Below are 13,906 nucleotides of genomic sequence, written 5' to 3'. Positions count from 1 at the left end.
GTTCTCTTACCGTCCTACCGGGAGAAAGATAAGGGTGAGGCCCGTCAATGTCAGCCCCACGCCAACCCATGCCGTTGGGCTTAGTGATTCTTGTAAAAACGTTACACCATAGCTCAATAATACAATCTGTGTGAGCGAGGTTATAACGAGATAGGCAAGACAAATAGGCAACCGTTGAAGCGTCAACGCGTAAAGAATAAACGCTGCGCCATAGAAAAACAGCGCGGCGGCGCCATAGGCCAAAACAGATGGCGACAAAAAAGGAAACGTCGCCAAAAGAGAGGCTTGCCCCTGCATCGCCTTTTTCAAAAACAACGTCGCGCCACTGTTGGCCGCCACAGCCAACGCGATAAAGTAAGGAGAAGGAACGGCGGCAAAGATCATATGGGGTTTTCCAAAACAAGAAGCTCATGCGCATAGGCCAGCCGACGCAAGGACTCGCTGCGCAAAACCTTAAACCCTGCCTCATGTGCCCACAATTGGACAATCTCAAACGGGACGTAATGGATAATTTGCCGCGCCAAAACCAGATCGTGCAGGCGGTTAATCCAAGCGCACCACAGGGGCCTCATCGCCATATCTTTATAAATAAAGCACCCCCCTTTAGCCACGCGCGACGCCGCCGCCATAAACAAGCCTTTTTGATCCTTGACGCTGACGTGATGCAGAACATCAATCATCATCACAAGCCCAAAGGGGCCTTGCGGCAGTTGGTCGGGGGTCATGCCCTGCACAAAGGAAAGTCCGCCCAGCCCATGCTCCTGCGCTGTTTGACGGGCAATCGCCAAGGTCATTTCATTCGCCTCAAACCCGATGCCCGACGCAATCATTTTACGCTGCGCCAAAAGGTTGAGCAAAAGCCCCTGCCCGCAGCCAATATCCAAGGTCGAAGCGCCTGCCGGAACCTCTTTCAAAATTTCCTCAAAAGGGCAGATAAACGGGCGAAGCGTCGCCAGCATACGAAGCAGCCAAGGCGTGTTTTTAAAAAGAGCGTCGATGTCGCGGCGAATAGCCCCTGCCTCGCAGTTACACATGGGGCACCACAAAAAAGGAAACAACCCACCCAAGGATAGAGAAAATCATAAACTTATCACGCAATACAACCTCGGTCGGTGAACCTGATTTTTCTTCGACCAGTGTAATTTGCAAGTAGCGCAGAATGCCAAGAATCACGAGAGGAGCTGTATAAAAAAGATTTTCCGTTCCAAAACGCTCAATCACGGCAGCATCGGTTGTAAAAATCAGATAGGCGACAAGAAGGCCGCCCAGAATCACAGAAATAGCAACATCCAGAAATGGCTTATTATAGCCGACAAGACTGCGCCGATGGCTGACCTCCATCGCATGCACGAGATCATCGCGCCGCTTCGCCAGACCTTGAAACAAGGCAAGAAGCATTGTCATAATAATGATCCACGAGGTTGGCGTCACATCAATCAAAGCCGCCCCCGCCAGCACACGCAAAACAAAGCCAATGGCAATCGTCATCACATCAATCAGGGCATGATTCTTAAGCCAGAAACAGTAAAGAAGCTGAATCGCACCATATGAAAGGAGGAAGACAGGAAACAAGCCGCCAAGCCACGTCGCAATTTCCAAGGCAATGACGAGGAGTACAAGGATAAGAACGTAAGCCAGAGAGGGAGAAACCTCGCCACTCGCAAGGGGGCGCAACCTTTTGACGGCGTGTTCTCTATCGGCCTCACGATCCATCAAATCGTTCAAAACATAAACTGCGCTAGCCATTAGGCAAAAAGCGGCCATACCCCATGCCACGAGCGCCAGCGTTTGCGCTGACCAAAGGGGGGCGTTAAAAAACAGCGGCGCGGCGACAAAGGCGCTTTTGACCCACTGGAGAGGCCTAAGAAGACGGAGAATAGGGGGCATGAATCAAAAAAAGTTAGAGATAACAAAGATGCTTGTTTGACTCTAATTCACATATTTCTTAAAAGCAAGGTAGCTCCCTTAACCCTTTTGGGCACTTTGACGCATCCATGACCAAAACCCCACCACAAAGAATTTCCGTCGGTTTTACGATGTGGTTTCTTATTCTTTTGGTTGCGGTTCTTATTCCCCCTATTAATGCCCTCTTCCGTCTAGCGCTCATGATGGCCGGCCTGCTTTTTCTATTTTTCTCCCAGCAAAAAGCCGATGGAAGGCGCATCGCGCTTGTGTCCCTCGCGATGATTGCACTGATCGCGATCCGCGTTAACCTACCCATCGCACAAGTGGAAGAGCGCAGCCACGTTTTCCTGACCCAAGGCCAACCGCAAAGCGAGCCTTGGCGCGCGACCCTTCCGCACCCTGTACTAGCCGACTTTGCACAAACCTTCAACCGCGCCTACCCCGCCGGTCAGCGCTGTAATCCGGCGACCTATGGCTGCTGGCAGTATTTTGCGTGGCCCACTGAACCCGTAGGCTGGTCATCAGATAATTTCTGGCAACGCGCAAAAGACATCTCGCGACTTAATCGCTTTATCGACATTCATGATCTGCTCACGGCGCGCCTTGGCGCTTTCAATGAGCTAACCTTTAACTGGTACAATAAGGACGCGGACGGAAACCCCCTCAGCGATATCAGAAGAGAGACCGCGCCGTTTTGGCTTGAACTGACGCTTCCGCCAGAAGCGGAGGGCGGCACGCTATGCTGGCAAGGCGCGTTATGGCGCGAAACGGGAGCCGATAAAAAGGCCGTTTCTTCCCTTAATCGTGAATTTCACGAAACACCAAGCTGCGAGACACTCTCCCTCGCTTCGTCTGCCCAAAAAATCTGGGTTGGGTTCATTGACCCTCAAGAAAAAACAAGCCTGACCCTAGACTGGACAGCAAGCCAAAAAGCATGGAGGGTTTTAGATTTGGCACTGGCGAGCTTGGGCGTCTTCTGCCTCGTTTTCTTCTCCCTGCGCCCTCGATGGAAAGCCCTTGCCTACGGCACCGGATTGACACTCGCTGCCGCGCTCATCTTTGCGTTTCATAACCCTTCCCTTTTGCTAGGCGTTATCCCCTATGGCGGCGGCGATGACGGCCTTGTCCATTCCAGCTATGGGCGCGAGATTACCCGCGCTCTTTTCAATGGCGATTGGATGAAGGCCCTGCGCGGCGGCGAGGACGTTTTCTATTTTATGCCCGGCCTTCGCTATGTCATAGCCCTTGAGAATATAGTGTTCGGTGAGATGCGTTATGGCGAGGCGATGGCCGTCCTTTTCTTCCCGCTGTTGATTTGGCGTTTATTCAAACAACTTGATATCGAGTTTTGGACTCTGCCCACCTTGGCTCTCGGCCTTCTTCCCTATGCCGTCAACGTGATCGGTGGAGCCTATCCCTCCCTTATCGACCTTTCCAGCCGCTCAATGGCCGAGCCTGTGGGCTACAGCCTTTGGCTAGCGGGCCTCCTCCTTGCAACACGCGGCATCAGGAACCCGACATCACCCGCAACAGGTCTTTGGTTCTCGGCAGGGCTTTTGTGGGCCTTGGCAACCTTTGTTCGCCCCAATCTGGTCGTGGCCAGCGTGCTGTCTATCGTATTCTGCGCCATCGTCCTTTTGCGCCATAAAAAAGTGTTCAACATACTCTTTCTGGGAGCAGGCTTTTCTGCAATCGCCGTCTGTCTCCTCCATAATATGTATTTTGGCAGCCAGTTTGTTCTTCTGACCAGCGCGGGCGAGCATCACACCAATCTCCTAGTGCCGCTCTCTACCTATATGAATGCCACGAGCGCCATTGCCAGCGGCGCATGGCATGACCCTGCCGTTTTATCCGTCCTCAAACAGGGGGCACGCTGGCTGGGCAATAGCTATACAACGCAGCTCCGCGATATGGCTCTTGTTGCGGCGTTCCATTCTCTGATCCTCGCCAGTCTTTCTTACCTCCTCATCAAACGGGTATGGAAAAAACAAATCGAGCAAACAACAGGCCTTCTCCTTTTCTCAGCTTTAGGCCTTCACCTTCCTCTGTTTTTCTTTCATCCTGATAATCGTTATGCCATGCTGGCGTGGTTTGTGACCTTTATCCTTCTTTTGAGGCTCTCTAGCCTAAAAGGGCGCGTTACATGTGCGGATTAGCGGGTTTTATCCAGTGGAGCGGGATTGGCGACGGCGAGGGTGAATCTCTCCTGACCAACATGACCGATGCGCTGGCGCATCGTGGCCCTAACGATGCGGGGGCGTGGATCGACAGCGCCGCCGGAGTTGCCCTTGGCCACCGCCGCCTTGCGATTGTCGATCTGTCCCCTGCGGGGCATCAACCCATGACATCGGCCAGCGGGCGGTTTGTAATCGTCTTTAACGGCGAGATTTATAATCATGGCGATTTGCGTAAAGGCCTGCAAGAAACTGGCCGCGCCCCTGCGGCTTGGAAAGGTCATTCTGATACGGAAACGCTCGTCGCTGGTTTTGACGCGTGGGGCATCGAAGCCACGATTAGAAAAACGCGCGGCATGTTTGCACTCGCCGTCTGGGACAAAAAAGAGAAGTCTCTGACGCTGGCACGCGATCGCCTTGGCGAAAAACCGCTTTACTACGGCTGGCAAAGAAAAGGCGGCTCACCCACTTTCCTTTTTGCCTCGCAAGTTGCGGCGCTTCGCGAACATCCTTCGTTTGAAGGAGAGATTGATCGCGATGGGCTTTGCCTTTTGCTCCGGCACAACTGTATTGGGGGCGCATCCTCTATCTATCGCGGGATTCATAAGCTAGAGGCCGGATGCCTTTTGACGTTGGCGCAAGGCGAACAGGCCCCGACCATAACGCGCTATTGGTCGGGCGCGGATGTGGCACGAGAAGGCGTCCTCAATCCGTTTCAAGGCTCACCGCAAGAGGCCGTGGATGCGCTAGAGGTTCTTCTAAAAGACGCTGTTCAATCACAGATGATGGCTGATGTGCCGCTGGGCGCATTCCTGTCAGGCGGCATTGACTCCTCAACCATCGTCGCCTTGATGCAGGCCAGCGCCTCGCGCCCCGTCAAAACCTTTTCCATCGGCTTTCAAGACGCGCTTTATGATGAGGCCGCGCACGCCAAGGCCGTCGCGCAGCATCTTGGCACGGATCATACTGAGCTTTACGTCACGCCGCAGCAAGCGATGGACGTGATCCCTTCCCTGCCCCGCTTTTACGACGAGCCTTTTGCCGACTCCTCGCAGATACCAACCTTTCTCGTCTCACAGTTGGCGCGGCAACACGTCACCGTGTCCCTATCGGGTGACGGCGGCGATGAATTATTTTGCGGATACACGCGCTATCAGCTCACCGCCTCGGCATGGAGCCGCCTTGCGAAAATCCCGCTCCCATTGCGCCGCCTGATGGCGCGGGTTATCACCGCCATTCCGCCGCAAAGCTGGAATCGCGGCGTGGCGTTAATGACTTCCCTCACTTCTCGAAAACCTTCATGGTCAAATGTGGGCGACAAGATGCACAAGGGCGCGAACGCGCTGGCCAGCCCCTCGGTCAGCCATCTTTACGGCTCGCTGGTATCACATTGGAGCGATCCGGCCTCTATCGTGATAGAAGGACAGGAACCGCCAACTATGCTGACAAGCCTATCGCCCGACATGGAAGGGCTAGACGACGTGCAGCGCATGATGGCGCTCGACATGCTTTCGTACATGCCGGACGATATTTTGACCAAGGTGGATCGTGCCGCGATGGCTGTTTCACTAGAAACGCGCGTACCGCTTCTTGATCCTCGCGTTGTCGCCTTTGCATGGAGCCTTCCCCAATCCATAAAGATACGGGATGGACAAACCAAGTGGCCTCTGCGGCAAGTGCTTGATCGTTATGTCCCACGCGAACTGATCGAGCGCCCTAAAATGGGCTTTGGCGTGCCGCTAGATTCATGGCTGCGCGGGCCGCTCAAAACATGGGCAGAAGATTTACTGGATGAAACGCGCCTAAGGCGTGAGGGCTTCTTTAACCCCAAACCCATCCGCGAAAAATGGCGCGATCATCTATCCGGTAAGCGCAATTGGGCCTATCCCCTATGGGATATCTTGATGTTTGAGGCATGGCTGGAGCATAATAAGCCATGAAGAAAACGATTCTTTATATTGTCAATGTTGACTGGTTCTTCCTCTCGCACCGCCTCCCCATCGCGCTAGAGGCGCAGCGTCAGGGCTATGGCGTTCATGTCGCGTGCGGCATGTCAGATAAAAAAGAAGTCCTAGAAAGCCACGGCATCATCGTTCACCCACTCGCGCTTGAACGGGGGAAGGCTAGCCTTGCTTCCTATTTTGCCAGCTTTTTTGAAATTGTTTTTCTTCTGTTAAAACTGCGCCCCGACATTCTCCACCTTGTGACCATCAAGCCTGTCATCTTTGGTGGTATTGCGGCGCGGCTGACGCGGATCCCCGCCTGCGTGGCTGCCGTCTCTGGCCTTGGTTTCGTTTTTCTGGATCAAGGGATCAGGGCGCGTCTTCGTCGCTCCATCGTGCTGGATCTTTATAGGTTTGCGCTTGGCAGCGCTCGCACAAAAGTTATTTTCCAAAATGTCGATGACCGCCACGCCTTAATGCAAGGCGCTGGGATCAAGGAAACGCAAACGGTTCTTATCAGGGGCTCTGGCGTTTCCCTTTCGGCCTATGACGTGAAGCCCGAACCCGAAGGCACGCCCGTCGTCATGCTGGTAGCGCGACTTCTGGTCGATAAAGGTGTGCGCGAGTTTGCTGAAGCCTCCCGCCTTCTCAAAAACAAAGGCATTGAGGCACGTTTTTGCCTTGTCGGCTCCACCGATCCCGCTAATCCGGCCAGCCTGACCGAAGATGAAATCCAAGGATGGGTGCGTGAAGGGATTGTCGAGTCATGGGGGCATCACGCCGACATGCCCGCCATTCTGCCACAATCGAATATCGTCGCTTTGCCCTCCTACCGCGAGGGGATGCCCAAAGCTTTGCTGGAAGCCGCCGCTTGTGGTCGCGCTGTTGTTACCACCGATGTCGCCGGATGCCGCGATGCCATAACACCGGACGTGACAGGACTTCTTGTGACCGTTCGCAATGCGGCCTCACTAGCGAACGGCCTTGAAAAGCTCATTCTGGATCCACAGCGTAGGCAAGCCATGGGACTCGCGGGTCGCAAGCTGGCTGAGGAAGCCTTTGACATTCGCGAAGTCGTCAAAAAGCATTTAGAGATATACAATAGTTTTTCTAAGGCACGTTCATGAAGGTTCTTGTCACAGGCGCGACAGGTTTTATCGGCAGCGCCTTTATCGCTGCTGCCCTTGAAAAGGGATGGGACGTTCGCTGCGCCTTACGTTCTCCCTCCTCCATCCCTTTGCCTTGCGAAAGCGTCATGGTAGGGGAGCTGGGCGATACCACCGACTGGCGCGAATCCTTGCAAGGCTGCGAGGCCGTAGTGCATCTGGCGGCTCGCGTGCATGTGATGAAGGACAGCGCCACCGATCCTCTCGCCGTTTCCCGTGCTGTTAACACACAAGGCACAATCCATCTGGCGCAACAAGCCGCCGAGGCTGGTGTGAAGCGCTTTCTGTTCATGAGCACAATTAAAGTCAACGGCGAGGGGCGCGATACGCCCTATACCGAGGCTGATGCGCCCGCACCCGAAGATCCCTATGCCATCTCTAAAGCCGAGGCCGAAACGGCGCTTATGGCTTTGGCCGCAACAACGCCGATGGCCGTAACGATCTTGCGCCCACCCTTGGTGTACGGCGCGGGCGTCCGCGCTAACTTCCGTGCCTTGATGCAAATTGTTCGACGCGGTGCGCCCCTGCCCTTTGCGATGATTTGCAACAAACGCAGCCTTGTTTATCGCGGCAATCTGGTTTCCGCGATGACAACCTGTCTTGAGTCCGAAGGGGCGAAGAACAAAACCTTTCTTGTCACGGATGGACAGGATGTCTCAACACCTGATCTTATCCGCGCTATCGCCAAAGCCATGGGACGACGCGCCAACCTTTGGCCAATACCGCCCTCATGGCTTCGAGGCCTCGGAAAAATAACTGGGAAACAAAAAGCCGTGGATCGTTTGCTCGGCTCGCTCTGCGCGGATAATGCAGCCCTATGCAAGGCGACGGGCTGGGCTCCGCCCTATACCTTAGAGCAAGGCTTGGCCAACACGGTTCGTGATTTTGAATAGGAAGATTAGTTGGACAAGAGCCGTTTGTAGGCAATTGCTTTTCCTGATCCCGATTTAAAATACTTTTCGAGTTTCATGGCTATCTCTTCTGTTTCTACAGCAACATAACTTTTTAAGTGCGCTGGCAAATAAGGCTTTGTGGCGACAACATCCCCACGATTATGTACGCCGACCCTTTTCTTCAAATCACCTGTAAAACCAACGTAAATATCGTTATTCGATAACTTAAGAAAATAGACATACCACATGGATAAAGCCTCCCTACGCCATCACCTTCGCTACCGCTTCAGGCGATAGAGGCTTCGGGAGGCACCCTACACTTTTTCTATTCGGATGTGTCAGTCCACCCAAAAGAGGGTGGCCTGACACCCGAAGCTGCAAAGCAGCGTAGGGTGGGGCGACCGATGGGACTCGAACCCACGACAACTCGGACCACAACCGAGGGCTCTACCAACTGAGCTACGGCCGCCACACATAAGATGAAGAAAACAACCCGAAGGCAGCTCTTGCCAACAAAAACGCCCGCCCCTTGTGGGAGCAGGCTGTGACAGCACTTCATAACACTGGGTTTATCTAAACCCGTCAAAGTTGTCAAGCGCTTAGATATCAGCTTAGTTCTTGCGCAACGCACCATAAATCTCGATTCGTTTTTGTTTTCTTTTCAACCGTCCAGCAACAGGGGTTAACCATGGCGACCGCAAAAACCGTCCTAGACTTCATGAAGAAAAACGACGTGAAATTCGTCGATCTGCGCTTTACCGACCTACGTGGTAAATGGCAGCACTTAACCCATCATGTTAGCACAATCAACGAGGCCACCTTTAAAGAAGGCATTATGTTCGATGGCTCCTCTATCGCTGGATGGAAAGAAATCAACGAATCCGACATGACGCTGATCCCCGATGCCTCTACCGCCGTCGTCGATCCCTTTTATACGGAAGCGACGTTGTCGCTTATTTGCGATGTTATAGATCCCGTGTCGAATAAGCCCTATAACCGCTGCCCGCGCACTATCGCCAGAAAAGCCGAGAAATACATGGCAACGGCAGGCGTTGGCGATACGGCCTATTTCGGGCCAGAGGCCGAGTTCTTCGTGTTCGACGATGTGAAGTTCAGCAATGACTCGCACAACACCTTCTTTAAACTGGATAGCCGCGAAGCGCCGCACAATACCGCACGCGACTACGTGGAAGGCAACCGAGGCCATCGCCCACGCATCAAGGGCGGTTATTTCCCCGTCAACCCCGTTGACTCGGCGCAGGACTTGCGCACCGAGATGCTACTGATCATGGAGCAAATGGGGCTTAAAGTCGAAAAGCACCATCACGAAGTGGCGGCCTCACAGCACGAGCTGGGCATCCAGTTCGACACGTTGCTGAAATGCGGCGACAACATGCAGATTTACAAATACGTCGTTCATAATGTCGCGCATGCCTATGGCAAAACAGCGACGTTTATGCCCAAGCCGCTGCACAGCGATAACGGATCGGGCATGCATACACACCAATCCATCTGGAAAGGTGGCAAGCCTTTGTTTGCGGGCAAAACGTATGAAGGCCTGTCCGATATGGCCCTGTACTACATCGGTGGCATCATCAAGCACGCGAAGGCTCTCAACGCGCTAACCAACCCCACAACCAACAGCTATAAGCGGCTTGTTCCTGGGTATGAGGCTCCCGTCCTTTTGGCCTATGCCTCGCGCAACCGCTCGGCCAGCTGCCGCATTCCGTTCGGCGCGGGAGCCAAGGCCAAGCGCGTGGAAGTTCGTTTCCCCGACGCGTGCGCTAATCCTTATCTTGCCTTTGCGGGCATGTTGATGGCAGGCCTTGACGGCATCAAGAACAAGATCCATCCGGGCGATGCGATGGAAAAAAATCTTTATGACCTGCCTCCTAAGGAGCTGGCCAAGATTCCAACGGTCTGCGCCTCGCTTGAAGAAGCCATCAAGGCTTTAGAGAAAGACAACGCCTTCCTGCTCAAGGGCGATGTGTTCTCGATGGATATGATCGAAGGCTATCTTGATCTGAAGCGCGCGGAGTGGGACACCTATCGTATGGCTCCCCACCCCATTGAGTATGATCTGTACTATTCAGCCTAAAAGTACGAACTGACACTAAAGGCCACTGGCGCAAGCCGGTGGCCTTTTTCGTTGGGGCAGACTAAAAAAATTAAACAGGCTTTGACGCCATCAACCAATCCAGTTTATTGGGGCGGTTTTCAATGTAATGACGCATGGCAACAAGAACGCGCTCATCATAGGCCTTACCCGCGTCTTTATCCAAAACGGTGAGCGCCTCAATAAATGGCAAACTGTCACGATGGGCACGGGGACTGACAAACGCGACAAAAGCGTTGGCGACCGCGACAATGCGCGCGGTGACAAGGATTTCCTCACCCTTCAGCCCGTTGGGCACGCCCGTCCCGTCATAGCGTTCTAAAACCTGCCGTAGCGTCGGCACAACAGGCCCTTCAAAACCAATGATCGCCAGAATATCGGCCGAGATAAGGATGCTATCGCGCACACGCTGAAGCTCATCGGGCGTTAAAACAGAAGTTTTTGTCAGTATTTTACGCGAAACCAAAACCTTGCCAAAGTTCATCAAGGATCCCGCAATCTCGCTCGCCTCGACCTGAAGCTGCTCCAAACCCATTTCAAGAGCGATAGCACGCGCTAACTGACCCACACGCGAAGAGTGCCCCGTCGCATAAGGATCGCGGCGATCCACGACAGCCACAAGCGTTTCAATAACCTGCCTGAGCATTTGTTCGCGGCGTTCGCGCTCAACAATTAGATCGGTTAAATCCTCTTCGCGCAAGAGAACACACCCCATCATTTCGGGCATATCGGCAATCATCTCATAGTGACGTTTAAGAAAGCGCGTAGCACCTTTTTTATCAACCACCGGCTCAACGACCTCAATCGGATATTCCGTCGCACGCACCTCGGCAAGGCGAAGTTCTAGCTTCATCGCCTGTTCATTACTCAACACCTTGATCGGCGGTTGCCCAACAATTTCCATCACCGTTTTACCAACCTCTTTGGCAACGACCTCATTGGCAAAAAAGTAACGGTTATGGCGATCAAAAATAGCAATCGCACCCGTTTGGTGATTAGAGATTAGGCGGATCATGTTCTCGCGATAATCCAGACGGTTTCGCAACTGATCAAGACGCGTTTTGTAATCATCACCAACAGTTATCTTAACTGCAAGTTTCGATTCCTCCATCAAGACAAAAGTAAGGAACAAAAGAGGAAGAACGGCAATCCCAACGCTGCCATAAAAATTCATCCCCGAAGCATCAACCATCAGATCATAATTCGAAACAAGGCGCCATAAACCGGCCATAGAAAAGACAAGCAAGGAAACAGCCAGCGCATTCAGATAAAAACGTTTTTTCTTATCCGGCATCGTCGCTGGAGATTCATCCGTTGCAGGTGAGGTCAAGGGCATATCGGTCATGGTAAAAAAGGATCCCATCATCTGATAAAAGTACAGCGGACCAAGGACTGGTATGAGCAGTCTATCCCTTAATCCTCAACCAGAGATTAAAAACAAAGTTACTAATAATTAACTAAGCTTAGGCATTTTTAACATCTTATCCTTCCTCTGTTTTTTACCCCCCCCAATGCCTGAAATTCTTAAAAACCGCCCCCCCTTGCAAGAAGCCATCCTTTTGGATCTTATCCAGAGGCTGACACGGCTGCGTGCAGGGCGCGTGGCCCTTTGTATGCACTTTTCCAACCTTTCAAGTGCTTATTGCCGTGATAGCTATATCCGCATAGCGAGCGAATCATTTACGGCTTTAGCCAGCGGCTTTGAGGGGCAGATTTTCCACCTCAGCAACGATGATTTATTTTTTATTGCCAAAGATGCCACCCTGACCGCCCTTGAAGCCAGCGTCCTGCGCATCAGGCTTTTATTCAGTCAAGATCCCCTTATGGAAAACCTTAGCTCCACGGGAAACGATTCTTTTTGCACGTGGTATAACGTGGAAAAAGACTATGACGTTCTCTTAACCGATGTCGGACAAGCCCTCAAAGAGGCAGAAACAACCCGATTAAAGCAGGAAAGCCTTGCCGAATCGGCCCCCGCTTTAATACGCACCCCCATGCGCCCCGATCTTCTGGAAAAAATTGACAAGTCTCTCGATAATGTCGATGTCACAAATATCGTAAGGCGACAAACGGTTTACACATTGGTTGATAATGTCGCGCCCCAAGCTTTGTTTGAAGAAATCTTTGTTTCTATCGAAGATTTACAAAATGCCATCGCCCCTAATATCAACATAGCTTCCGATACATGGCTCTTCAGATACCTCACGCAGAAGCTGGATCGCCGCCTTATGTTAATGCTTATTCGCGATGGCGTGGCTTCGTCACGCCCCTTTAGCCTAAATCTCAACGTGTCCACAATCCTAACGCCTGAATTCGCTAAATTTGAAGCCGTAATCGTCCCCCGATTACGGGGCCGCCTTGTCATTGAGCTTAACAAACTGGACGTTTGTTCCGACATGGGAGCCTTTCTCTTCGCCCGCGACTATTTGCACGATCATGGATTCCGTCTTTGTCTGGACGGGCTAACCCACCATACCCTGCCCTTTTACAATCGGGCCAAACTGGGGGTTGACCTCATGAAGCTCTACTGGACACCCAATGCGCTGGACGACATGATTCCCAGCATGATCCCAGAAATCCGCAACATCATCATGGAGACGGGGCAAGCCCACACCATCCTGTGCCGTTGCGAGGACGAACGCGCCATAAAAACGGGACAGGAAATAGGCATTGTCATGTTCCAAGGCCGCTATGTTGACCATATACTTGCCGCTGCAGCGCAGCCCAACACAGGCTATCCTCCCGCCAGATTCTGACATAAGTTCGATTATTCCCACACAACCTCTTGTTATTAAACAAATATAGTTCCTTCAAACGCAAACATCTTGTTTTCTTGCCAAAAAGAGCATACGAATTCTCGTCGTTTTATTGAATAGTGGAAACCGTACCTTTCGAATGACTGCGTTACCAGATCAAAACCGCCGCCGCTTTCTTCAACTTGGGCTTGTCGCTTCGACCTGCTTGTTGGCGAACCCGTCTTTGGCTTTAGCGCGCGCCGCTTCATCCACCAAGATGAAGGAACTGGCTTTCCGTAATCTGCACACAGATGAAAAATTGCGCGTGACCTATTGGAAGAACGGCGCGTTTGACCGCTCGGCCATGGGCAAAATCAACCATATCCTGCGTGATTTCCGCACGGGCGACGTGTACCCCATTTCGGCCAACCTGATTGATTTTCTCCACGATCTGCAAGGCAAGCTGCACGCCGACACACCGATTGAGATCATATCGGGTTACCGCTCGCCTCAAACGAATGCCGCGCTGCACAGCCAATCCGACGGCGTAGCGCGTCAAAGCTACCACATGAAGGGTCTCGCCACCGATATCCGCATGGAGGGCGTCTCGCTGCGCCGCCTACAAACGACAGCCCTATTCATGAGCCGAGGCGGCGTCGGCTTCTACCCCAAGTCCGACTTCGTCCATGTCGATGTCGGCCCTGTGCGCCGTTGGGGCTAATCCTTCCCTTCCCTCCGTGATAACCAATTTACCATACAAGAGTCCCTTGCGTTTAAAGTGTTACTTTCTTTACACTTATTAAGGCATTGTTATAATTGAGATTATTAATAATATCCCTTCCTTGAAAGGGTTGCGAAGCGAATCAAAAGACGCGATAATAGCTCTACATACTGCGTCAACTTGAAAACCCGAAAACTTTTTGGCCGCGGTTGTTGGTTTCTCTTATGGGTAAGCGGCTTGGCGGAGAAAAATT

Annotated in this window: 12 protein-coding genes and 1 tRNA gene; 7 read left to right on the top strand and 6 right to left on the bottom strand. The window is 52.5% G+C overall.

Going from position 1 to position 13,906, the window contains the following annotated elements; all coding sequences use genetic code 11:
• Window positions 1–6: 6 nt before the first annotated feature.
• From WC612_03635 to WC612_03625, 3 genes are read right to left on the bottom strand one after another with little or no spacing between them, the layout of a single operon-like run.
• Window positions 7–384 (bottom strand): hypothetical protein, encoded by a 378-nt coding sequence (locus WC612_03635; GenBank protein ID MFA6279869.1) that lies wholly within the window; start codon window positions 382–384, stop codon window positions 7–9.
• Window positions 381–1,034: a class I SAM-dependent methyltransferase gene (locus WC612_03630; protein MFA6279868.1), complete on the bottom strand. Its 654-nt coding sequence runs from the start codon at window positions 1,032–1,034 to the stop codon at window positions 381–383. Before WC612_03630 ends, WC612_03635 begins: the two co-directional genes overlap by 4 nt.
• Entirely contained in the window at window positions 1,027–1,887 is an 861-nt protein-coding gene (locus WC612_03625; protein ID MFA6279867.1) for a UbiA prenyltransferase family protein, read from the bottom strand. Before WC612_03625 ends, WC612_03630 begins: the two co-directional genes overlap by 8 nt.
• Before the next feature lie 107 nt (window positions 1,888–1,994).
• Between WC612_03625 and WC612_03620 the strand changes: the two genes are divergently transcribed.
• From WC612_03620 to WC612_03605, 4 genes are read left to right on the top strand one after another with little or no spacing between them, the layout of a single operon-like run.
• Window positions 1,995–4,061 (top strand): hypothetical protein, encoded by a 2,067-nt coding sequence (locus WC612_03620; protein ID MFA6279866.1) that lies wholly within the window; start codon window positions 1,995–1,997, stop codon window positions 4,059–4,061.
• Window positions 4,049–6,019 (top strand): asparagine synthase (glutamine-hydrolyzing), encoded by a 1,971-nt coding sequence (gene asnB / locus WC612_03615; protein ID MFA6279865.1) that lies wholly within the window; start codon window positions 4,049–4,051, stop codon window positions 6,017–6,019. Before WC612_03620 ends, asnB begins: the two co-directional genes overlap by 13 nt.
• Window positions 6,016–7,149, top strand: a complete 1,134-nt coding sequence (locus tag WC612_03610; GenBank protein ID MFA6279864.1) for a glycosyltransferase family 4 protein — start codon at window positions 6,016–6,018, stop codon at window positions 7,147–7,149. The genes asnB and WC612_03610 overlap by 4 nt, the downstream gene beginning before the upstream one ends.
• Window positions 7,146–8,081: an SDR family oxidoreductase gene (locus tag WC612_03605; GenBank protein ID MFA6279863.1), complete on the top strand. Its 936-nt coding sequence runs from the start codon at window positions 7,146–7,148 to the stop codon at window positions 8,079–8,081. Before WC612_03610 ends, WC612_03605 begins: the two co-directional genes overlap by 4 nt.
• A 5-nt stretch (window positions 8,082–8,086) precedes the next feature.
• On the opposite strand, the gene WC612_03600 is transcribed toward WC612_03605, so the two are convergent.
• Together WC612_03600 and WC612_03595 are read right to left on the bottom strand one after the other, a co-directional pair.
• Window positions 8,087–8,329: a GIY-YIG nuclease family protein gene (locus WC612_03600; protein MFA6279862.1), complete on the bottom strand. Its 243-nt coding sequence runs from the start codon at window positions 8,327–8,329 to the stop codon at window positions 8,087–8,089.
• A gap of 145 nt (window positions 8,330–8,474) precedes the next feature.
• Window positions 8,475–8,550 (bottom strand) — tRNA-His (locus WC612_03595).
• A 219-nt stretch (window positions 8,551–8,769) separates the two neighbouring features.
• On the opposite strand from WC612_03595, the gene glnA reads away from it, so the two are divergent.
• Complete coding sequence (gene glnA, locus WC612_03590; protein ID MFA6279861.1) at window positions 8,770–10,179, top strand: type I glutamate--ammonia ligase; 1,410 nt, start codon at window positions 8,770–8,772, stop codon at window positions 10,177–10,179.
• Between the two features lie 70 nt (window positions 10,180–10,249).
• Here glnA and WC612_03585 read toward each other — a convergent pair whose 3' ends face one another.
• Window positions 10,250–11,542, bottom strand: a complete 1,293-nt coding sequence (locus tag WC612_03585; GenBank protein ID MFA6279860.1) for an HD domain-containing phosphohydrolase — start codon at window positions 11,540–11,542, stop codon at window positions 10,250–10,252.
• Window positions 11,543–11,708: 166 nt separating this feature from the next.
• Between WC612_03585 and WC612_03580 the strand changes: the two genes are divergently transcribed.
• Together WC612_03580 and WC612_03575 are read left to right on the top strand one after the other, a co-directional pair.
• Window positions 11,709–12,953, top strand: coding sequence for a hypothetical protein (locus tag WC612_03580; GenBank protein ID MFA6279859.1), 1,245 nt, complete (start codon window positions 11,709–11,711; stop codon window positions 12,951–12,953).
• A gap of 139 nt (window positions 12,954–13,092) precedes the next feature.
• Window positions 13,093–13,653, top strand: coding sequence for a DUF882 domain-containing protein (locus tag WC612_03575; GenBank protein ID MFA6279858.1), 561 nt, complete (start codon window positions 13,093–13,095; stop codon window positions 13,651–13,653).
• Window positions 13,654–13,906: the final 253 nt, after the last annotated feature.

This window comes from Bdellovibrionales bacterium, assembly GCA_041662785.1.
Lineage (GTDB): Bacteria > Pseudomonadota > Alphaproteobacteria > UBA9219 > UBA9219 > UBA8914.
Note: the sequence above shows the minus strand (reverse complement) of the source record. Positions and strands in the feature narration are given on the sequence as shown.

What these genes read in the sequence shown, in the direction of transcription:
- WC612_03605 (MFA6279863.1), top strand. Translation starts at nt 7,146, where the DNA reads ATGAAGGTTCTTGTCACAGGCGCGACAGGTTTTATCGGCAGCGCCTTT.
- WC612_03585 (MFA6279860.1), bottom strand. Translation starts at nt 11,542, where the DNA reads ATGACCGATATGCCCTTGACCTCACCTGCAACGGATGAATCTCCAGCG.
- WC612_03620 (MFA6279866.1), top strand. Translation starts at nt 1,995, where the DNA reads ATGACCAAAACCCCACCACAAAGAATTTCCGTCGGTTTTACGATGTGG.
- WC612_03600 (MFA6279862.1), bottom strand. Translation starts at nt 8,329, where the DNA reads ATGTGGTATGTCTATTTTCTTAAGTTATCGAATAACGATATTTACGTT.
- WC612_03635 (MFA6279869.1), bottom strand. Translation starts at nt 384, where the DNA reads ATGATCTTTGCCGCCGTTCCTTCTCCTTACTTTATCGCGTTGGCTGTG.
- WC612_03610 (MFA6279864.1), top strand. Translation starts at nt 6,016, where the DNA reads ATGAAGAAAACGATTCTTTATATTGTCAATGTTGACTGGTTCTTCCTC.
- WC612_03630 (MFA6279868.1), bottom strand. Translation starts at nt 1,034, where the DNA reads ATGTGTAACTGCGAGGCAGGGGCTATTCGCCGCGACATCGACGCTCTT.
- WC612_03575 (MFA6279858.1), top strand. Translation starts at nt 13,093, where the DNA reads ATGACTGCGTTACCAGATCAAAACCGCCGCCGCTTTCTTCAACTTGGG.
- WC612_03580 (MFA6279859.1), top strand. Translation starts at nt 11,709, where the DNA reads ATGCCTGAAATTCTTAAAAACCGCCCCCCCTTGCAAGAAGCCATCCTT.
- asnB (MFA6279865.1), top strand. Translation starts at nt 4,049, where the DNA reads ATGTGCGGATTAGCGGGTTTTATCCAGTGGAGCGGGATTGGCGACGGC.
- glnA (MFA6279861.1), top strand. Translation starts at nt 8,770, where the DNA reads ATGGCGACCGCAAAAACCGTCCTAGACTTCATGAAGAAAAACGACGTG.
- WC612_03625 (MFA6279867.1), bottom strand. Translation starts at nt 1,887, where the DNA reads ATGCCCCCTATTCTCCGTCTTCTTAGGCCTCTCCAGTGGGTCAAAAGC.